The organism is Flexithrix dorotheae DSM 6795, assembly GCF_000379765.1.
Taxonomy (GTDB): Bacteria; Bacteroidota; Bacteroidia; order Cytophagales; family Flammeovirgaceae; genus Flexithrix; species Flexithrix dorotheae.
In genome coordinates this window covers 234626-256427 of the sequence record NZ_KB903509.1, presented here as the reverse complement: position 1 = coordinate 256427, position 21802 = coordinate 234626, and the positions used below count along the sequence as shown (strand labels likewise).

General features: G+C 36.3%; 19 protein-coding genes. 4 read left to right on the top strand and 15 right to left on the bottom strand.

Annotated elements, in window-relative coordinates; all coding sequences use genetic code 11:
• Window positions 1-59: 59 nt before the first annotated feature.
• The 4 genes from A3EM_RS0138790 to A3EM_RS0138775 all read left to right on the top strand — a co-directional run bounded on the left by A3EM_RS0138790 (window position 60) and on the right by A3EM_RS0138775 (window position 2640).
• Window positions 60-497 (top strand): Hsp20/alpha crystallin family protein, encoded by a 438-nt coding sequence (locus tag A3EM_RS0138790; protein ID WP_020533633.1) that lies wholly within the window; start codon window positions 60-62, stop codon window positions 495-497.
• Between the two features lie 99 nt (window positions 498-596).
• A complete protein-coding gene (locus A3EM_RS45075) occupies window positions 597-1865 on the top strand; it encodes a glycosyltransferase family 2 protein (protein ID WP_020533632.1) in 1269 nt (422 codons plus the stop codon).
• Window positions 1866-1931: 66 nt separating this feature from the next.
• Window positions 1932-2333, top strand: a complete 402-nt coding sequence (locus A3EM_RS45070; RefSeq protein WP_020533631.1) for an SRPBCC family protein — start codon at window positions 1932-1934, stop codon at window positions 2331-2333.
• 43 nt (window positions 2334-2376) lie between these two features.
• Window positions 2377-2640 carry an ArsR/SmtB family transcription factor gene (locus A3EM_RS0138775; protein WP_026210864.1) on the top strand — a complete coding sequence of 88 codons (264 nt, stop codon included), beginning with the start codon at window positions 2377-2379 and terminating at the stop codon, window positions 2638-2640.
• A gap of 83 nt (window positions 2641-2723) precedes the next feature.
• Here A3EM_RS0138775 and A3EM_RS0138770 read toward each other — a convergent pair whose 3' ends face one another.
• The 15 genes from A3EM_RS0138770 to A3EM_RS0138690 form a co-directional block, all read right to left on the bottom strand.
• Complete coding sequence (locus tag A3EM_RS0138770) at window positions 2724-3503, bottom strand: tetratricopeptide repeat protein (protein WP_020533629.1); 780 nt, start codon at window positions 3501-3503, stop codon at window positions 2724-2726.
• A 16-nt stretch (window positions 3504-3519) separates the two neighbouring features.
• Window positions 3520-4086 carry an RNA polymerase sigma factor gene (locus A3EM_RS0138765; protein WP_020533628.1) on the bottom strand — a complete coding sequence of 189 codons (567 nt, stop codon included), beginning with the start codon at window positions 4084-4086 and terminating at the stop codon, window positions 3520-3522.
• Window positions 4087-4293: 207 nt separating this feature from the next.
• The gene (locus tag A3EM_RS0138755) at window positions 4294-5505 is read right to left on the bottom strand and encodes an endo-1,4-beta-xylanase (protein ID WP_020533626.1); all 1212 of its coding nucleotides are present in this window, start codon (window positions 5503-5505) and stop codon (window positions 4294-4296) included.
• A 32-nt stretch (window positions 5506-5537) separates the two neighbouring features.
• Entirely contained in the window at window positions 5538-6242 is a 705-nt protein-coding gene (locus A3EM_RS0138750; protein WP_020533625.1) for a porin family protein, read from the bottom strand.
• 192 nt (window positions 6243-6434) lie between these two features.
• A complete protein-coding gene (gene lacZ, locus A3EM_RS0138745) occupies window positions 6435-9629 on the bottom strand; it encodes a beta-galactosidase, LacZ type (RefSeq protein ID WP_211212044.1) in 3195 nt (1064 codons plus the stop codon).
• A gap of 245 nt (window positions 9630-9874) precedes the next feature.
• Window positions 9875-10906 (bottom strand): uroporphyrinogen decarboxylase, encoded by a 1032-nt coding sequence (gene hemE, locus A3EM_RS0138735; protein WP_020533622.1) that lies wholly within the window; start codon window positions 10904-10906, stop codon window positions 9875-9877.
• A gap of 275 nt (window positions 10907-11181) precedes the next feature.
• Entirely contained in the window at window positions 11182-13443 is a 2262-nt protein-coding gene (locus A3EM_RS0138730) for a M56 family metallopeptidase (protein WP_020533621.1), read from the bottom strand.
• Window positions 13440-13829 carry a BlaI/MecI/CopY family transcriptional regulator gene (locus A3EM_RS0138725; protein WP_020533620.1) on the bottom strand — a complete coding sequence of 130 codons (390 nt, stop codon included), beginning with the start codon at window positions 13827-13829 and terminating at the stop codon, window positions 13440-13442. Before A3EM_RS0138725 ends, A3EM_RS0138730 begins: the two co-directional genes overlap by 4 nt.
• A gap of 375 nt (window positions 13830-14204) precedes the next feature.
• A complete protein-coding gene (locus A3EM_RS0138720; RefSeq protein ID WP_026210862.1) occupies window positions 14205-14729 on the bottom strand; it encodes an OmpH/Skp family outer membrane protein in 525 nt (174 codons plus the stop codon).
• Window positions 14730-14978: 249 nt separating this feature from the next.
• Window positions 14979-15485: an OmpH/Skp family outer membrane protein gene (locus A3EM_RS0138715; RefSeq protein WP_020533618.1), complete on the bottom strand. Its 507-nt coding sequence runs from the start codon at window positions 15483-15485 to the stop codon at window positions 14979-14981.
• A gap of 108 nt (window positions 15486-15593) precedes the next feature.
• The gene (locus A3EM_RS0138710) at window positions 15594-16700 is read right to left on the bottom strand and encodes an OmpH/Skp family outer membrane protein (RefSeq protein ID WP_020533617.1); all 1107 of its coding nucleotides are present in this window, start codon (window positions 16698-16700) and stop codon (window positions 15594-15596) included.
• Window positions 16701-17243 (bottom strand): OmpH/Skp family outer membrane protein, encoded by a 543-nt coding sequence (locus A3EM_RS0138705; protein ID WP_063745053.1) that lies wholly within the window; start codon window positions 17241-17243, stop codon window positions 16701-16703.
• Window positions 17244-17262: 19 nt separating this feature from the next.
• Window positions 17263-19770, bottom strand: coding sequence for an outer membrane protein assembly factor BamA (gene bamA / locus A3EM_RS0138700; RefSeq protein ID WP_020533615.1), 2508 nt, complete (start codon window positions 19768-19770; stop codon window positions 17263-17265).
• A gap of 5 nt (window positions 19771-19775) precedes the next feature.
• A complete protein-coding gene (locus A3EM_RS0138695; RefSeq protein WP_026210860.1) occupies window positions 19776-20519 on the bottom strand; it encodes an undecaprenyl pyrophosphate synthase in 744 nt (247 codons plus the stop codon).
• A 241-nt stretch (window positions 20520-20760) separates the two neighbouring features.
• Window positions 20761-21741, bottom strand: a complete 981-nt coding sequence (locus A3EM_RS0138690) for a TerB family tellurite resistance protein (protein WP_020533613.1) — start codon at window positions 21739-21741, stop codon at window positions 20761-20763.
• Window positions 21742-21802: the final 61 nt, after the last annotated feature.

Here is a 21802-nt window from a genome sequence, read left to right as displayed (position 1 = left end):
TTTATCGAAATTAATTCTCAGAATTTAAAAAAATCAAAACAAATTAACCGATAAAAATTATGTCATATTTTAAAAGAGTATATCGTCCGTCAGAATTTGCCACATTATCAAATTTATTTGAAAATGTATTCGATAATATTACAAACACAGTAGGAAGTGATGTGGTAAAGTCCAATCCTTTGGTAAATATTGTTGAAGGGGAAAACGAATTTATCATCGAGCTGGCCGCTCCTGGCTTGAAAAAAGCAGATTTTGGGATTCAACTAGAGAAAGATTTGCTTACCGTTTCCACTAAAAATGAGGAAAAAGAAGATACTGAATCAGCTTCATACAAAAGAAGAGAGTTCAATTTCAATAATTTTGAAAGGACTTTCACTCTTCCTGAAACTGTTGATGGAGAGAAAATCGGGGCGAAATACCAGAATGGAGTATTAAAAATAACCCTTCCTTTAAAGGAAGAAGAAGTGGTGAAAAATAGAAAAATAGAGATTGTCTGACAGTAAAGTTGATTTAGTTCAAAACTGAAGCACGGTGTAGAGCCGTGCTTTTTTTATTTAAATACTTTTGGTTTTTTTGCCAAAGATGAAAATTGGATTATGGGAAAGAATAACTTAAGAGGTACTTGCGAAACTTATTTTAAAAGATATGCTTTTAGGCCGGCAGTTATTTCCCATGACGTTCATTTTAGTACGAAAACTATTATTGTCATCCCTTGTTATAATGAGCCCAATCTACTGGGTACTTTGGAATCTCTGCGAAATGGCCAACCTCCACAAAATCCTACAGAAGTCATTGTTGTGATTAATTCGGGGGAGCAAGCCGATGAAACTATTAAAGCAAATAATTCAAAGACCTTAAAAGAAGCTGAAGCCTGGATAAAGCAACACCAAATGGATCAACTTAAAGTCTTCATACTATTTGTGGATGATTTACCGAAAAAACATGCAGGGGTGGGGCTCGCCAGGAAAATCGGTATGGATGAAGCTTTATCAAGATTTGCCGCAATTGGTTTTAATGGAAATATACTTTGCCTGGATGCGGACTGTACGGTTTCAGAAAATTACCTTGTAGAAATCGAAAAGCAATTTTCTATAAATCCTAAATTCGGATTTGCCTCCATTCATTATGAGCACCTTTTTGATGAGGTGGAGGACTCAAAGTTGAAGTCGGGTATAATCAGTTATGAATTGTTTTTAAGGTATTATATCCAGGGTTTAAAATTTGCCAAATTCCCATTTGCCATGCATACCATAGGCAGCAGTATGGCTGTAAAAGCATTGGCGTATGCCAAATCGGGAGGGATGAACAGAAGAAAAGCTGGAGAAGATTTTTATTTTTTACATAAACTGGCTCCCAAAGAAAACCATTTAGCCATTCAAAATGCCATTGTTTATCCATCCTCAAGAATTTCGGACAGAGTCCCGTTTGGAACTGGAAAAGCCCAGCAAGACTGGCTTGATGGAAATTCTAAAATTGCACTTACTTATGACCCTCAAATATTTAAGGATTTAAAAGTTTTTGTCAGTATTGTTCCTGAACTTTTCGAAAAGGAGAAACCCGGTGTTGAATTAGAAAAGATGCCGGAATCAATAAAAGGTTTTTTAAAAAATCAGAATTTTGAATTAAGCTTTCAAAAAATTCGTAAAAATTCAGCTTCTCAAGAAAGCTATAGAAAAAATTTTTATCAATGGTTTGATGGATTTAAAGTTTTAAAGTATGTGCATTTTGCCCGGGATCATTATTACCCTGAAATTCCATTACACATTGCAGCTGATAAACTTTTATTAGAAATAGGAGCGGAAGCCAACCATCAGGATGAAAAAAATCTATTGGGGGTTTTTCGGAGTTTAGATTTGAGCGATTGAAGAATTGTTGAAGTGAATTATTATAATTAAATTGTAACCAGGCAGTTGCTTAAAATTCAATAATTCATGCGGGATATTATCATAAAGAAATATCAGTTTGCGCACCCAATTCAAAAAGTTTGGGAAGCCATTTCTGTGGGAGAAGAAATTTCCAGCTGGTTTATAGAAGCGAACTTTGAGGCTGTAGTGGGCTTTAAATACACCTTTACGCATGAAAACACCAGGATTATTGGTGAAGTATTGGCGGTTAATCCTGTTTATTGGCTTAAGTATACCTGGGAAGTGGAAGGAACTCATGTGATCACCACAGTAAGTTGGAAATTGGAGGAAAATGTTGAGGGAACTTTACTTACTCTTGAGCATACAGGCATGAGTAAATACACTGGGGAAACAGCGGTGATGATGTTCAATAATTTTGAGGAAGGTTGGGAAACCTGTATAGATCATTTGGAGAAATATTTAAAATAGAAGATGGATCTCAAAAGACCAGGTTAATAAGATATTTTAAGCTATTGCTGATCCTACCAGGCGGGAGATTTTCCCGTGTTGGTTTTTAGCTGGGGCGGCTATGTCCCTAACCCAAATAGCAGAAAAATTTGAAATTATCCGGCAACGCGTAACCAAGCATGTGATGCTGCTTGAGAATGCCGGATTAATCAATATCCAGACTCAGGGAAGGAATCGATATTGTTTTCCCAATGTAAAGCCTTTGCAGGATATTAAAAACTGGGTAGCTTTTTATGATCAGTTTTGGGATGCCCAATTAACCCATTAAAAAGACTGGGGAATTTTCTGGATAATGAAAAAAAGGGTAACAAGCCATAAACTTATTACCCTTCTCAATTAGTTGAACCTGATTTAGATTCTACGTAAAACCCTTTCTGCCTTTGGGCTATAAGAGTTATCCGCTGCAATTATTTCCTTTAAAGTTTTCTTTGCTTCTGCAATTTGGTTGTCTTTAAGATAGGTAAGGGCTAAAAACCATTGCGATTGGATGGCATAATCCCCATTACTCTGAATGACCTTTTTGTAGTTTTGAATAGCCTTGTCCAATTCACCGGATTCTAAGTGGCTATTCGCCATGTAAAAATTTATATTTAAGTTTTCCTCATTCTGAAGAATAGTTTCAAACAAGCTAATGGCGAGCTCATGTTTCCCTTCTTCATAAGATTTAAATGCTACTAGTTTGAGGTCTTCGGTTTGTTCTTCTTCTCCTCTGGTGGTGGGGTACTCAAGGTTTTTATAGATTTGGTAGGATTCCTGAAAAACCAGAGCAGGATCCTCTGAGAATTGATAATTATAAAAGAATATAGAACTGGCAATCACAAGCGCAATACCTGCAGCAATTCCCATTTGATAGCTTTTCCATTTTATTTCCCGGTTTCCCGGTTTTTCCTCATCCATCATTATCGGTGGTAGAGTTTTTTCCAAATCAGCCAATTGTTTCAGGATTTCATTTCTATGATAAAATTGAATTCCGGCAATTATTTCTTCCTCCTGTCTTAGTAAGCTATCAAATTCCGCATCTTTTCCTTTCATGCGATTAAAATCTATTAATTCTTCCGCATTAAGGTCATCAGTTTGAGATTTTTCTATCAAACTAATTAAATATTCCCGGTCTTTCATATTCCTTTTCATAATGTTAAATAAAGGTCTATTGTTTAGTCTGAAATACTTTATTAAAGTGTTCGCTTATTTGATTTCTCAATTTTTCCATGCATTTGTACTTTTGGTTTTTTGCTACATTTACATTTTTATAGCCCATAGTACCACAAATTTGTTCCATGGAGTTTTTATTGAAATAAAACAGTTTCAGAATTTCAGCACATGGGTATTTCATTTTACCTACGAAATCTCCAATAATTGTAATTTTTTGCTCATACTCTAATACTTCTTCCATATCGGAGGAAATGAGGGTATTAAGCGGTCTTAGGTCATGTATTTTTATATTTTCTCTTCTTCTATATTCATGTACTTTGTTTTTCCCTATACTGAAAATATAGGTTTTCAAAGTAGAAGTTAAGTTGGTTAATTTATTTGAAACAATATTTTCAAACAATTTAGCGATAGCAACCTGGTAAATATCCTTCGCCTCTTCCATAGGACATTTTTGTTCTTTAATTACCCAATAAATAAATTCTGATCTATATGTTTTGTAAACTTGGTCTAATTGTGATCGGTCACCTTCTCTTATTTTTTCTATTATTTCCTGATCTGACATGTCATTTCCCTTTTATGTAGTTAATAGCAAAAGGTCACTCCAAAAAATAATTTTTTTTGAAAAATTAGTATTTTCTTTTGCCAAAAGCTTATCTCACGATTTCATTTTTTAAAAATGAAAAGATTATCTCATTCTTAAAACTAATATAGATTTTTTTTCCAACTTGGTAATAAACCACAGGGACTTTTTATTCTCTGAAATTCGTTATTAGTTGGAATTTAATGTGTCTTTTAATTTATGAAATGCGGGCTTAGGGTTCATTTCTGCATCAAAAAGTAATGGCTCATTAGGTTTGATGAAGGTAAATGGAAAAATTGTATTAATCCAGGAATACTGATCGGATACCCCCCAGCATGTGATACCTTTTAGGCCGGGATGGGTGGTGGTGAGGCTGGCTATTGTTCCAAAAAAATCGCCTTGTGCCTGATATGGATCAGGAAAATCTTCAAAAAGTCGAAGCCTGGCATCCAATTCGGTAATTTCAACCTGCAGACCGAGGGCTTCTATTTTGCCAACTGAAAGGTTTTTTAATTCAGGAATATTAAATAAAACATGAGATTGTATGCCTACTCCATGGATAGGGATTTTTTTATCGACCATTTCCTGCAAAAATTCAAGAAAAAATTCAGCCCGGTTGTCATGGTAATTCAAAAATTGTTCATTGATAAAAAGCTGAAGACTGGAATCAGTTTCGTGAGCCTTTTCAAAGGAATGGAAAATATAATCCTTACCTAAGGTTTCAAAAAATATATTTCCATCAAACTCAGGCTTTAGTACTTTTAAGGGTTCATTTACCACGTCCCAGGTTTTTATTTTTCCTCTGTAATGGTTTAAAACCGTTTCGATATGATGATCCATAATTTCCAGGATCTTTTCCTCTTTCTTTTTACTGGAATTAATGAGGTTAGTTAATTGCGTGGGAAAGCCAACCCCGGGATACCTTCCCCAAATTAATACATGCCCTCTGATACGCAAATGGTGTTTTAAACCAAAACTGATGATAGAATCGGCAGTAGAAAAATTATATTGGTCTGTTTTTTCGTCCTTAAGCAGGCTTCCCCAATGGAGTGCTTTTAATGGGGTAAGGGAATTAAACTCTCTGGTTAAAACTGGAGCGTGTGCCTTAATCATCTGATTGTCCACCCCACATCCAATAAATAAATGCTTTTCTGTAGCAATAGAAGCAAGGCTTCTGCTGGTTTTATATTGGTTTTGGCTGCTGTCTTCCAAATAATTTCTATCATAGCTTCTTGGGTATAAAAAATAGGTTACAATAGCCAGCGCAATGAGAATTTCTACCAATATGGCCAATCGAGTGATTTTCCTGGTTTTTTTTGACTTCGAAAATATATTTATTGCCCAGGTAGTAGCCAGTACTATAAGAATGAAGGAGGGAAATAAAACGAGTTCTACATTCATACCTAGGGTGAAAATTTATTTAGATTAATTGATTATTTATTCGCTTTTTCCTGGGCAGCTTTGGCTCCAATTGGTACGTTTAGTTTGAGGTAAAGGGAGCTGTTTTTTGTATCAGATCTGTTTTTGTAAACATTTGCCAAGCCAAGGTAATATTTTACACCCAGTGTCATGCCACTTTTTTTGATGAGTTTATAACCCGTTCCAAAAGTGAAACCAGCATCAAGCCGGTTAATTTGTTCCTTATTAAATTCTTTGATTTTAGCTTCTTTGCCATTTTCATTTGAATTAAACTCCACCCATGCCCCATGCATTAATCCAAATTGAGGACCTGCCTCCAGGTATAGTTTATTTTTAAACCTGTATTTTAAAAGTGCAGGCACAACGAAGTATTTGATATGCTGGCTGTAATCTCCTTCCTCCTGATAAGTTTCCGCCTGAAGAAATTCAAGATCAGATTCAGTAAGTTTATTTGCCCCTAGTTTAGATTTTACCAATACTCCGGTATATAAGTTCCATTGGTTTTTCAATTTGATATCGAAATAAAAACCAAGGTTAAATTTTGACAGACTATTGTTGGTTTCCAGATTCGAAATTTTGGAAAAGTTATAGCCGCCTTCCAGCCCAAATTCAATAACTCCAGAATTTAATTTATCTCCAAGCAATAAAGAAATAAGTACCTGAGATTGAGATTTGAATCCAGAAAAAACAAATAAAATTATGAATAGATACTTTACCATGATTTCTTATTAAAGGAGAATAAATAATGGAATATTAGTTCTTTGCTTTTAATTCTGTGAAAATTACATTGAAAAAAACAGGAAGACAACATACTTGAAATATTTAAGCCTTCCAGGATAAATCCATTTCATGGAAAATTCTTGGAAGGCTCAAACAAATATTCAATCCCTTAATATCAGGAATATCCCTTACTAAAATTTGGGTAATGCATTACCTGTTAAATTTTTCACCTCATCCGGGTTTTTAAAAGGTTTTATTCTGATAGAATAGGCATAGGTTTTTGGGTAGATCCTGTATTGAGGATGAGGTTTGGCCTGCTGAGTCCAACTGTCATCTCCACCAACTCCCGTCTGCAAATGATCCAGATTTAAAGTAATATTGCTTTGCTTGGGTAGATCGTAGGTGTGTTCGGCTTTACTTAATTCTTCCTGGGTATATGGCCAGGCACTAAAACTTAAAACAGGTGTACCCGAAATAAATAACCCATATCCATTTGAATCAGTTAATGATGCCCATCTTACGGCTGTTTTGTTATTGCTTTCCTGAGGCCGGATATAATGAAAGAAATCATTTTTTACCGAGGCATTGAATACTCCGGTTTCCGCTCCTTGTTGCCTGTCCGAATAGTTTTCATGTGGCCCTTTACCGAACCAAGATAATTGATCGTATTCCTCACCAATTTGCATTTGCATGCCAATTCTAGGGATTTCGGGTAGTCCTTCTCCGGGTATAAATTGATAGTCAACAGCAATATCCCCACTTCCAAATACGGTATAGCCCAATTGGACTTGGGAGGAAATATCCGATAGCCAGATATCCACTGCAACTTTTACGGCTTTATCGTTAACCTGAAAAGCCTGGATAGAACGGACCTCACTGTTTTTTCCTGCATTTTCCCAAACAGCCTGGTGAATCTGAACTTTGGCTCCTCGGAAATCATTATCGGTTAAGGGTCTCCAGAAATTTGGACTTAGTGGTGCTTTTAAGATTTCTTTATTTTCGAAAACTACCGACTCCAACAATCCGCTTTGTTTACTGATTTTTGTAGAAAATCCCTTACCTGAAATGGTAAAATCACCAGCATTTTCAACAATGGAAACTTTAGCCATTCTTTCTGTGGAAATAATTGAGGCAGCAGGCACATTCCATGGCATTTTGAACTGATCCCAGGCTACTTCATGACCTTTTTCTGCCCAGGGGGAATCCTCTTTTAATTTACTTCGGATAATCAAAAAGTATTCGGCTCCTGGTTTTAAAGATCCCGGCTTTTCTACCGGAACTGAAATACTTGCGGCACCACCAGCAGGAATTTCCGGAATTTCAAGACTTCCTTCCTGAATAGTCATTCCATTTTCGGTTAAAGTCCAGGAGTAGTCGTATTGGTTAAGTGCAGCAAAATGATGTCTGTTAAAAACCCTTACTTTGCCCTCTAAAAGATTTGTAGCTTCTATATGAACCGGCTGAAATATTTTTTTACATTCCCAGGTGGCGGGTTTGGCAGTTCTGTCAGGATTTACTACTCCATTCAGGCAGAAGTTTCCATCATTTATTTTTTCTCCAAAGTCACCGCCATATGCCCAGAATTTTTCACCTGAGGCTGTTTCTTTAACCAATCCCTGATCAACCCAGTCCCAAATATAGCCTCCAAACATCCTTTTATTGTTTCTGATTGCAGCCCAGAATTCATCTAAATTTCCAAGAGAATTTCCCATGGCATGGGCATATTCGCACCAAACCACTGGTCTGGTATCTTTGGGATTGTTGGCCAGTTCTACCATTTCCGGTATGGAAACGTACATTCTACTCATCATGTCCACATAATAAGGATCCGGGACCACCGGATTGTAAGGACTACCTTCAGCGCCTTCATAATGGATAAATCTGGTAGGATCATAATCCTTAATCCAGGCCGCCATGGCTGCATGATTTGGGCCAGAACCTGATTCATTTCCCAATGACCAGAAGATAATGGAAGGATGATTTTTATCCCTTTCAACCATTCTCTGTGCCCTTTCCACAAATGACTTCATCCAATTCGCATCATTTGATAATTTACCGCCAACCCCATGGGTTTCAAGGTTGGTTTCGTCCATTAAATAGATTCCATATTCATCACAGAGTTCGTACCACCTTGGGTTATTTGGATAATGTGAGGTTCTAATAGCATTAAAGTTGAATCTTTTCAACATCAAAATATCCTGCATCATGGATTCTTCAGAAACTACTTTGCCTCCATACTGATCGTGATCATGCCGGTTGGCTCCATAAATTAAAATAGGTTTGCCATTTACATGTAATTCTCCTTCAATAAATTCTACTTCTCTGAATCCTACCTTACAACTCCTTGACTCTACAATTGCACCGTTTTTATCTTTTAAGGTGAGCACCAAGGTATAAAGATTAGGAAACTCTGCCGACCATTTCTTCGGGTTTTCGATTTCTTTTTCCAACAAGGCAAAATTTACATTTGCCCTTTGTGGGTATCTCTCCTTCAGAATTTTTTCGGCTTCAATGGAAAGTGGTTGGTCAAAAACATGATTTGCTCCATCAAATAGCTGTGCTTCAATTTTATATCCGCTTGCATCTTCACCTCCGTAAACTTTTACCTTAGGTCGGATTTTTAGGGTAGCATTTTCATAGTTTTTATCCAAATCTGTCTGCACAAAAAAATCATTGATTTGAACTTTGGGAGAGGCTGCCAGATACACATCTCTGTGGATTCCGCTCAGTCTCCAGTGATCCTGATCTTCCAGGTAGGTGCCGTCACTCCACCGGAAAACTTTAACTGCTACGGAGTTTTTCCCGGCCTGCAGATAGGGAGTTATATCAAATTCGGCTGGTAAACGGCTTCCCTGGCTATAACCTACTTTTTCTCCGTTAATCCATAAATAAAAGGCTGAACTTACTCCACCGAAATGAAGTGTAATCTGCATACCGTTCCAGGTTTCAGGAATCTCAAAAGTGGTTCTGTAAGCGCCTACCGGGCTATCATCTTTAGGGATGTAGGGCGGGTTAACGGGAACTATAGGGTAGGTGACATTGGTATAAATGGCTTGTCCGTAGCCTTTCAGTTCCCAGTTGGCTGGTACATCAATTTCATCCCAACCGGATACATCAAAATCCTTTTTGTAAAAGTCTTTTGGAGCTTTTTCAATTAAAGGAGAAAAATTAAATTTCCATTTTCCATTCAGGTATTTGATTCTTGATGAATTCCTGAAATCACCCTCCAGGGCTTTTTCAGCATTGGCATAGGAAATACTTGTGGCTACACTCGGAAGTTTATTTATCCCAACCACATGGGGATTTTCCCAATCATTGAGCTGGCCATAAGTTTCCATACAAATTAAAGAGGAAAGGACAAGTGAGAATAGTTTTAAAAAATTCATTTTCATGGTATGGTGAAGTAAATAATGAGAATAGTTTATTTTGGTTTATGTTAGTCCGCAGGTAGTTTTTCTAATGGTAACATTTGGTGTTGATCCTAAAATACAGTTACAGAAAAGTAAATATAAGTCTGAGCAGGGTCACTCAAAAGATATGACCCTTCCAGAATTCAGGCTGTATTTGCTACTTTTTACTGCAATTTGTGACCATCTGTAATTATTATTATTCACCCAAAACAGATTGAAATTTATTTTGAACTGTATTCTTTTACGGTTTCAATAAATACTTTTACTTTTTCGGGATCAGTATCAGGATAGACTCCATGCCCAAGGTTGGCAATATGTCTTTGCGGCCCGAATTGATCCAGCATGGCTTTGGTTGCTTCTGCTATCTGTTTTGGACTGCCATATAAAACACAAGGATCCAGGTTTCCCTGAAGCGTTTTATCTTCTCCGATAAGCTTTCTGGACTCCTGAATATCCATGTTCCAGTCCAAGCCTACCGTCTGGCAATTTAGCCTTGCAAATTCAGCTCTGGCGAAATAGGCTCCTTTGGCAAAAACAGTGACTGGAACTTCATTGATCGCATCACAGATTTGAGCCAGATATGGCGTGGAAAAATGGCTATATTGAGTAGGAGGAAGGATTCCCGCCCATGAATCAAATACCTGAACTAGATCAGCTCCTGCTGCAATTTGTGCTTTCAGGTAGGCAATAGTCCCATCTGTAATTTTTTGTAATAATTTATGAGAAAGCTCAGGGTCGGCATAAAGCATTTTTCTGGCTTTGGAAAAAGTTTTTGAACCACTTCCCTCTATCATATAACAGAAAATAGTGAATGGGGCTCCGGCAAAACCTATAAGTGGAACTCTTCCATCAAGCTCTTTTTTTACGATTTTTATAGCTTCAATCACATATCCCAAATCACTTTCAGGGTCTGCAACTTTTAGGGCTTCCACATCCTGAGCAGTTTTAACAACTTTAGGGAAGGATGGACCTTTTTTCTCCACCATTTCATAAGGTAGCCCCATGGCTTCGGGAATTACCAGAATATCAGAGAAAATAATTGCGGCATCCACTTTGAGAATATCTACTGGCTGAATGGTCACTTCTGCAGCTCTTTCGGGTGTTTTTGCCAATTCAATGAATCCGCTTAAACTTTCCCTAACTGCTCTATACTCAGGTAAAATTCTGCCCGCCTGTCTCATTAACCATACCGGAGTACGCTCCGTTTTTTCTCCTTTTGCTGCCCTTATTAATAAATCGTTTTTTAAATTCATCTATATTTTCGCGATATTTATTCTGTTCGCAAATCTAATGTTTTACAGCTTGAATTAAGTTTCAGGCAGGAAAAAATCCGGTTTTACCCCATAAAAAAACAGGTGACCTGATTTGGCCACCTGTTCAGCTTAGTTAATCTGACACCAGGGTTCAACAATATTTGATTTCTAGTTTTCCCATATAAAACGGGATCCCTTATCCAATTCACTTGAAACTTCTTTTTCGACAAGCGCTTTATATTTTTGATGGATTTCTTCCGATTGCTTCTTCCCATTTAATTTGGTGTACTTATCAGTAATTTCCAGTTTGAATTTTCGTCTTGATCAGAGATTAATCCGTCTTCTAACAAACTTTTTTGAAGGGCCTTATGGAATTTATTTTCCTTTGCCAGCAATGCTTTTTCCCTGGCCATCAAAGCTGTTTCCAGTGCTCTTTCCTGAATTTCCATTACCTTGTCCTGATATTCCTCCTGATATTCCATAATAATATCCTGAATTTCCTCTACATCCACATTTACTTCAATATCTTCTAAGCCTTCGAAATCAAATTCAAAATTGAATTTTTCAGTGTTTAAGGCTTCAAGGGAAGATAGCTGTTCCTGTAATATATGAGTTTGAAGGTCCATTTTTGTTTCAAATTCTTCCCAAAATTCTTCATTCTCAAGTTTCTCCCATGCTTCAGCCTGGGCAATATCTTCATAACATTTGGCCATAGCAAGAGCCGATTTGTTCATGTCTATTTCCAATTGCCTCATTTTCTCATTTAATTCCAGGTTTTCAAGCTCTTCTTCAATTCCCTCCAGATGTTCATGGGCTAATTCCATATACCTTTTTTGATCAACCATGTGTTGTTTTTGTCGGGCCAATTCAAATTTATATTCATATTGTTCAATTAATCTGGTAATATCCTCCTGATAGTCCATAAACTTTTCCTCAGGTATTTTTTCTCCTTCAATAAACAGTTCCTTTACCTGACGTTCATTATCTAACCTCAAAAAGATATATTTTCCATCTTTAGTAGTGCTACTGATGCTGATTTGATCTTTATCCTTCGTTTTCTTAGTAGTATCCCCAACTAAAACCAACATATTGGAACCTGAATTTTGGAGCGTGTTTTTCCAGGTAGATTTGGGAAAAACAGCTCCTCCTGAAAGTTGGCTTCCAACGTGACTAATAAGTAGAGGAGAGGTTAACTTTCCCTTATGCTTTTTAGCAGAATTGAAGATAAATACACTGGGGTAATGTTCCTGAACAGTTTTTGGGCTTTCCGGATTTTCCGGTTTCATACTGGATTTTATCTTTTCCAGTTCCTCAGGAAAAACCTCTATAGTATAGACAGTTTCGTGTTTATTTGATCCTTTCGGTTCATTTGAATGGACATTTTCCTCCTCAACCACCACTGGTTCTATTTTTTCAATATCCTCCAGCGTACTTAATTCAGAAGAAATAGTTTCATTTTCCTGATTGGAGATGAAATCATTTTTGGCATTGAATGACAAGGATAAAATACTCACCATCAATACACAAGCTGCGATAAATCCTTCCTTAAATGTAGGATTATTTCTTTGGGTACCAATAAGCCTCTGGACCCTTTGAAGGAGTTGTCCCTTTTTATTGGTTAGCGCCATTGCAAGATTTGGTGCATTCCAGTTCATTTCTTCCAAATCTGTTAAGGCTTTGGCAAAAGTTAGGGTATCCTTATTTAAAGATACGGCAATATCATCACAGCAATTTTCCCTTTCGTTTCTCACATTGGCAGAAATCCACCACACCGCAGGATGAAAGAAAAATAAAATGTCAATTAAGGATTGGAAAATATTAATTAAATAGTCATTTCGTTTGATATGTGCCAATTCGTGAGCTAAAATAGCTTCCAGTTGGGCCGGAGATAGACCCGTGAGGGTACCAAGTGGAAGTAAGATTACCGGTTTCAGGTGTCCGATAACCATTGGGACCTTTACCAGCTGTGATTCCAATAAACCAATACTTTTTTTTATGTGCAGCTTTTGGGCAATTTTCTCAAGTTTTTCATTCCAGTCCTGTGCTACCGCCTTTGTTTTATAATACTTCAACCGTTGAACATATGCATAGCCACCCATGAACCTGAGAGTTAAAATTAAAACCCCCAACCCCCACAAAGTCACTATTAAAGGAAGATGATCATTAAAATAATCTATAAAAATTGCGATAGAGTTCAACCCGGCTGTCTCGGTCTCATCATTTGCATCTGATATGGCAAATTCCACCGGAGCATTTTCAGCCATTTGGAATTGATTTTCATTATTTAAAACGAAATGATTGCCTTGCTCAGGTGAAGTCTCATAAAGGCTGAAAAAAGTAGATACAGAAAGGACAAAAACGGTTAAAAGGGCAATACAGGATACAAAATACCTCACAGTAGAGGATTGCTTATTGAGGAAGATCATGATTAAACCTAATAGCAATGCTACGATAGCTCCCTGCCACAAAGAATGAAGTAAGGTCCATCCCAGTGCGTTGATGATTTCTTCGGAAACAAAGTTTTCTAAAATTTTCATTTTGAACCTCCTTCTTTTTCTTTAAGTAATTCTCTGATTTTACTGATTTCTTCCTTGGAAGCTTTGTGATTTCCCAAAGCCTGCATTACTAATTTCATGGCAGATCCTCCAAATGTGGAATCCAAAAACCGGTTTAGAAGGTCTTTTTGAGTTGCCTCTTCGTTGGCCACCGCTGTATATACATGGGTCCGTGTACTGTCATCCCGGTTTACCAAATCCTTATCCAACATGTTTTGCATGATTTTGAGGGTAGTGGTATAACCTATTTCCTTCTTTTTACTAATTTTTTCATGGACGAACCGAACAGTGGAGGGTCCGTTTTTCCATAACACCTGAAGCACTTCTAATTCTGCCTCTGTGGGTTTTGTTCCTTTTGATTTTGACATATCTATGAGATTTACTCTTATGCAATGATATACGACCTAAGTCGTACATTCAAGAAAAATACGACTACAGTCGTATTCTTTTACACAAGTGGTTTTTAAGGGTGATTAGTAAAATGGTTTTCTACGATTAGTATCGTATTACAATTATATACGATAGTTGTCGTATTGTCAAGTTTTTCTACGATAATAATCGTAATAAAATATAAGGCTAATAAAAACCATTAATTAAAGCTTAATGTAACTATTTGTTTAACAGTGGATTAACTTTGTGAAAGTAATCCCAGCCTGTTCATGAAAATATCTGAGCAGAGTAGGAGGGAAGAAGGCATAAAAAAAGCCCCGGGAGGGGCTTCTTATTTTGTGGATCTGAAGATCTTATTCTGCAGGCGCAGTAGATCCGCCTAATTTTTTAATCACTAAAGCTGTGATGTCATATTTCTCATTGGCATAAAGGAACATTTGCTTTTGCAAAATGAAGGTAAACCCTTGTTCTTTTGCCACTTCATCAATCCCTTTTTGAACTTTTTCATATAGTGGGAATAACAATTCCTGTTCTTTTTTAGCCAAATTATTTTGTGCTGTTTGGGCAAATTCCTGTAAACTGGCATCAAGTCTTTGCAATTCCTGTTGCTTGTCCTGAATTACTTCTGGTATCCAGTTAGCATTGTTTTGCTGGAAATCCTGAAGTTTAGTTTGGAATTCTTGTTGTTTTCCTTTCATCTGGGCCTCTAATTGCTTCCCATAAGACTCGTAGATTTTCATTTGAGTCTTGTATTCAGGAAGAGCAAGCATAACACTATCAGAGCTTACATATCCAAATTTAACGGCTTCCTGAGCAGTTGCAACCCTTCCAAATCCTACAGTTACCATTGCAACCAATATGAATAATAATTTTTTCATCTTTTTGAATTTTTCACCTTTCACCAATTTTTCTCTGCTATTTTAATGCAGATCTAAACAAAGACAAAAGGATTTTATTTTATTGATACATCTAATTACTAACAATGCACTAAATTAGTTAATTTATAATTCAGTTTTAAAAATATTTGAAAAATTTAACCAAATATTAGAATAGTGCAAATTATTTATTTCTGCCATATTTCCTTTAATCTAATACAAGTCAGAAATAAAGCTTCTAATGGGAATATTTTATTGCTTTAATTTGTCAATCACCATTTGAGTGATGTCAAATTGTTCTTCGGAATATAGAAAGGCCTGGTTTTGAAGTACAAAGTCAAAGTTATTTTCTTTGGCTACTGCATCGATGGTTTTTTGAACCTTTTCCAATAAAGGCATCATGAGTTCCTGTTGTTTGTTGCTCATTGTTGCCTGTGAGCTTTGGGCAAATTCTTTGATAGACTGGTCCAGTGTATTGATTTCTTTTTCTTTTTCTGCAAGTACTTCTGGAATCCAGTTGGCACCGTTTTGCTGGTAATCAGTGAATTTTTGTTGAAGTTCTTTTTGTTTGGCTTCCAGTTGGCCCTGGAGTTGTTTTACATATGATTCATAAATTTTCATTTGTGTTTGGTATTCGGGCATGGCTACCAAAACACTATCAGAGCTAATATAGGCAAACTTTTGAGTCTCCTGAGCCTGAACTCCGGCACATACAGTAAAACAAATAACTGTAAAAATAAATGCAATCCTTTTTTTCATTAATCTGTAATTTTATTCACTCTCTCATTTACTTCTGTAAGATGCTCTTATCAGAGATTTACAATAATAGAGTAAAGGTTATTTTAATCGTATTTTTAATAGTTAAATTTATCTAACAACATCCGCAGGATCACCCAATCCGAGTTCTTCCAAAACATAATCAGTGTAATTATGGATAGGATTGGCGTAAATCATAGAAATATCATCAGTTTTGTCAAAAATAAAGTCTACTCTTTTATTTTCGGCAACTTTTTCTGTTGCTTCAAATATTTTTTCCTGTAATGGTTTTAACAGATCTTGTCTTTTGGTATAGATTAATCCTTCTGCACCAAACTTTTCATCCTGGTAGGTGGAAACAGCTTCTTGCTGGGCATTTATTTCTTCCAGTCTTTCGGCTTTAAGTTCATCTGTGAGGTAAACCTGATCTTTTTCGTAGGCTTGTTTTAAGCGAAAAAGGGAATCCTGCAACATATTTAATTCCAGTTTCCAGTTTTTGGTAAATACCTCCATTTCATTCAAAACATCGGTATATTGTGGCATTTTTGTCAAAATCTCTTCGGAAATGATAAATCCGGACCGGTCAGCTGGCTCTGGTTTCTTTTTTTTATCTTCTTCCTCTTCCCCAAATTTTTGTTCAGCTTCTTTTTTGGGATTTAGTTCTTCTATTACCAGTGGAGTAAAATTATGGATGGGATTGGCATAAATAATCACAATATTGCCAGCCTTATCGAATACAAATTCCAGTCGATTTTTTTTGCAGGTTTTATTGATTGCAGAAATAATTTTCTCCTGTATAGGCACAATGATTTCCTGCCTTTTTAAATATACTTTTCCTTCATATCCGTAAATTTCTTCAATAAATTTTCTCAGTTCTTCCTCTTTTGTTTCAATTTTTGCCAGTTGTTCTACTCTTCTTTCTTTGGTCATTAAAACCTCATTAGCCGTATAATTTTTCCGCATTTCCACTATTTCAGCTTTGGTTTTATTTATTTTGTCTTCAAAAGATTTGGCAAATGATTCAATATTTGACTTCGCTTCCTTGTATTCAGGATCCTGGCTTATAATGGTGTTGGAATCGATATAACCAAAGCGTTGGGCTATTAATGGGGTAGAAAGCAGGGAAATTACTATAAAATTCAGGAGAAATTTCATAAGTAGTTCAGTCGTATTATCTGAAATGGTTTTTGCAAATATAAACCAGAAAAAAGGATTCATTCAATTTTCTGTTAATTCAACACCTAATTGGGCTAAAACCTTTTTGGTAAGGTCTCTGGCTCCAATGGCATAAGGCAAAATAAGATCTGATGATTTATCGAAAACAAAATCAACCCTGTTTATTTTCCCTGTCCTTTCCACAGCTTGCGCTACTTTTTCTTTTATAGGGATCAAGACTTGTTCTTCTTTTATGAATAACATCCCTTTATAACCAAAGCGTTTATTCTGGAATTCTTTAAGTTCTGATTCTTTTTGTTGAATAAGGCTTAGTCTTTCATTTTGCATTTTTTGGGTCAATAAAACCTTTTCTGCCAAATATTCCTGAGTGAGATGATTTAGTTCTTGTTGTTTTTCATCGATTTCCCTTCTCCAGTTTTGAGTGAGGTTTTCAATTTCAGCAAGTGCTTCCTTATATTCAGGAAGATTGTCATAAATTATCTGGGATTCCACATATCCGATTCGCTGACCAAAACTTATTTGAGCCAAAAAAAGACTCAACATGCAGGGAATTAAATAATTACAGATATGAGAAACCCTTTTCATCAATCAGCTTTTTTTGATATTATCTGAATTGTTGTCCTATTGTAAAGTGGAATTGTGCTCCATTTGCTCCAGGTCTGCCAGGTATTGGGTCAAATCCATATCCCCAGTCTACCCCGAGTAATCCAAATGCAGGCATAAATACTCTGGCTCCAAATCCAGCCGATCTGTAAACATCAAATGGATTGAAGGATTCGTAATCTCCCCAGTTGTTTCCTCCTTCAACAAATGACAATAAATAAATTGTAGCAGAAGGGTTTAAAGAAACAGGATATCTTAGTTCAAAAACATATTTGCTATAAACTACACCACCAGTTCCATTGGATTCAGGTGGCAAAATAGAATTGTTTTCATATCCTCTTAAGCCGATGATGTCTGTACCAAGCAGGAAGCCATTTTGAGCAAGTCCATCACCACCTAAGATAAACCTTTCAAATGGACCAAGTCCTTTATCGGAATTGTACGGGGCTAATAAACCAAAGTTATACCTCACATTCAATACGAATTTCCCTACCAGTGATAAGAACCACGAACTGTCAAACATCCATTTGTGGTATTCTACCCATTTAAATCTATCCGCATCGGAGGTCCCTTCATTAAAAGTATTCCCGGAAAATTCGGAATATGGAGGTGTTAAAGATAGTGATAAAGAAATATTTGCTCCTCTTCTTGGGAAGGTAGGACTATCTACACTATTTCTGGCTAAAGTGGTATTAAAGGTCAGGTTGTATGAATCTCCTGTATTGTAGTCCCCAAATCCTAATGAATTGAAATTATCCAGTTCATATAGCAGGAAACTTAAAGAATTACTCATGGTAAACCAGTCATCCGGCCAGGTAAGTCTTTTTCCTAAACTAACAGTTGCTCCATTTACTTTCAAACTTCCATATTGCCTGTTGGAAAAATAATCTATTAACCTTTGAACGGACCGATTGAAGTTAACGGTAAATGAATTAGGTTTCCTACCGCCTAACCAAGGTTCTGTAAAGGAAAGGGTATACGTTTGAAATTGCCTACCGTTGGCCTGAAGTCTCAAATTTAATCTCTGTCCGTCACCTTTAGGTAAGGGTCTCCAGTATTTGAAGTTGGTTAATCTTCTTGCAGAGAAATTATTAAATACCAATCCTAATGTCCCTACGAATCCAAATTGTCCACCCCAACCACCTGATAATTCTACCTGGTCATTTGGTCTTTCTGTAACCCCGTATTCAATATCCACTGTACCATCGGCATAATTAGGTTTGGGGTTGATCTGGATTGTTTCCGGATCAAAATAACCTAGTGTTGCCAATTCTCTTTGGGTTCTGATCAAATCGGACCGGCTAAATTTCTGACCTGGAAGGGTTCTGAGTTCCCTAAAAATCACATGGTCATTGGTTTGGGTGTTTCCATTTACAATCACTTTATTAATAGTGGCTTNTTCACCCTCAAACATTCGCATTTCTATATCAATGGAATCTCCTTCTACCAAAACTTCCACAGGTTCAACACTAAAGAACAGGTAGCCATCATCCATGTAAAGTGAGGTGACATCGGTACTATTTGGGCTGAAATTTAACCTCTCTGATAATTCTTTCTTGTTATAAACATCCCCTCTATTGATACCCAAAACTCTGGAAAGTTGTTCGTCTGAATATAGGTAATTTCCTGTCCAGTCAATGTCCCTATAATAGAATTTATCTCCTTCGTCTATAGTAAGTTTAATTTTTACCGTATTTTCTGAGGAGGGAAAAACGGAATCAGAAACTAAAGTGGCATTTCTATATCCATTTTCATTATAATATTCAATAAGCGCGTTTTTATCGTTTTCGTATTCTTCCTCTATGAATTTGGTTGGCTTAAAAGCACTAAAGATTCCACCTCTCTCTTTAGTCTTTTTCATTTTTTTCTCTAATTTTTTCTCCTCAATGGCGGAAATTCCTTCAAATTCAATTTCGCTAATCCTTACTTTCGATTTTTTATCAATATTAATTCTAAGCACTACACTGTTGCTTAGAATGGTATCTTTTTCCTGTACAATATTTACCTCTGTATTTCTGAAGCCCTTTTCAGCATAATGGGCTTTAATGGTATTGGAAGTGTTTTTTAACAAGGCATCAGTCACAACCCGGCCTCTGATCAGCTTAATTTTATCTTCTATCGTCTGGTGCTGGCCTTTGGGAATGCCTTCCAGAAAAATTCGGGAGAATCTGGGTCTTTCCTTAAGTTCAATCTGAAGAAATACTTTTGTGCCCTGGATTTCTGTTACTGAAATTTTTACATCTCCTAAAATACCCTGCTTCCAAAGCTTTTTGATGGCCATGGAAATATCATCACCTGGAATTTTAATTTTTTCTCCAATCTGGAACCCTGCAATGGAAATGAGTGAGTTTCTGTCAAGGAATTGTGCTCCAACTACATTAATTCCACCTATTTCATATTCAATTGGTGTGCTGTAATCGATGTTTATATTATTCCCGAATTGTGCAAAAGATGCAACTGGGAGACAAAATAAAAGGAGGGTAAATAATTTTATGGCGTATATCTTCATCCCTTCTATGAAACTTTATTTAGTTGTTCACTTGTTTTTCCGAACCTTCGTTCTCTTTGCTGGTATGCCTGAATAGCATCATATAAATTATCGACTCCGAAATCCGGCCATAGAACATCTGTAAAATACAGCTCTGAATAGGCAATTTGCCACAACAAAAAATTACTGATTCTCATTTCTCCACTGGTCCTGATTAATAATTCAGGATCGGGGAAGTTTTTGGTCATCAGGTATTTTTCAATATCTTTAGCCTCAATCGAATCAAGGTCTAAATCTTGTTCCTTAGCTTCTTTCAACAAGCTTTTGAATGCGTTTAGCATTTCCCACCTGCCACTATAACTTAAAGCCAAAACCAAAGTCATTCCGGTATTTTCCTTAGTTGCCTCCATTGCTGACTTTAATTCTCGTTGGCAGGCTTTTGGTAAAGACTGTATATTTCCTATAGCATCCAGCTTAATATTGTTCTTAATCAGGGTTTGGGTTTCCTTTTTAATTGTAGAAACCAGCAATTGCATTAATGCATTCACTTCCAGGTCTGGCCTGTTCCAGTTTTCAGTTGAAAAAGCATATAGTGTAAGGTATTTTACACCAATTTCAGCTGCTGCTTCAGTAACTGTTTTAACCGCCTTAACCCCACTTTTATGACCAAATACTCTCAAAGAGCCTTTTTTCTTTGCCCATCTTCCATTTCCATCCATGATAATGGCAATGTGCTTGGGAATATTAGTCAAATCAATCTTCGACATCATGCAATCAGATTATGTTGATAGAGTAATAAATAATTTCAGACTGCGAAATTACTCATATATCAAATCTTTAACAAATCTGATTTTAGTATTGCTCACTCTTCTGGGAATTAATGCCCAATAATTGACTTAGGTTGCCTGTTGGGTAAAACTATTTCTGCAGGTTAGTGAAAAATTTAGGCGTCAAAAAATGAAAAAGGCCTCAATTGATCATTGAGGCCTTTTAGTGGGTAAATACAATATTTTAATTTTCAGGGATTTCAAACAATGTTTTTCGCATTTTTTCTACTTTTTCCTCTGCATCAATTAAATAATTCATGGTATTGGCAATATTTTCCTGAATATTTAATAGTTCAGCCGTTTGTAATACCGCATTTTTTTCTGCTTGTGGGTAATCGTCATCGGCCCTGGCCATCTTTATAGAGTTATATAATAAACTTTTGGCAAAACTACTGGAGATATTTCGGGGGAAGTTATTAATGATTTCTCCTATATTTAATTCCTTAAAATCTACATTGATAACTTTTTCGACAATATATTCTGGTACTTTCGATAATGTGGCAATTTCATTTTTATACCAGTTAATTTCTTTTTCTGAAATATGATTATCAGCCCCTGCTATAAACATTAGTGCATAACCATAATTTAATTGTATTTCATCGGAAGTTACACCTATACCATAAGTATTTCTTACAAAGTTGGTTGTAGGCTTTAAACCTTCAATGGATGCCCTTAGGTTTTCCAGTTTGAAGTCGTCAAGCTCAAAAATTGATCTTCTGGTGGCTTCAATTGATTTTTCAGTGTTTACAAGACCTTCAAGTGTTTTGGCCAGATAAATTGGTACATCTAAAAATTCTGCTGATCGTCTGACTGCATTTTTCTCGTCCTCGGAATAATCATTGTCTGCACTTGACATTTTTATAGCATCATATAACAATGCCCTTTTATAATTTATCTGAACATTGAATGAAATCTTTTTAATAATCTCCTCAAGGTTAGCGGCTTTATAATCAAACTTTTTTATTTCTTCAATGAAATCTTCCGGCACATTAAGCATGCCAGCAAAATCATCCAAAATCCAATTCATTTCTGCCTCAGCCAATTCATCATCTGCTCCTGCGATTGTCAGCAGTGCATAGGCATAATTTAGCCAACTATCAGTTGAAACCTCTACAAATCCATATATTGCCTTTGCTGCTGAAGTTGCCTTAATTACTTTGTTCATTGATAAGGAATGTTTGTTTTACATCATTTCCAACGTTTCTACGCAAGTTTTGTGCTTTGAT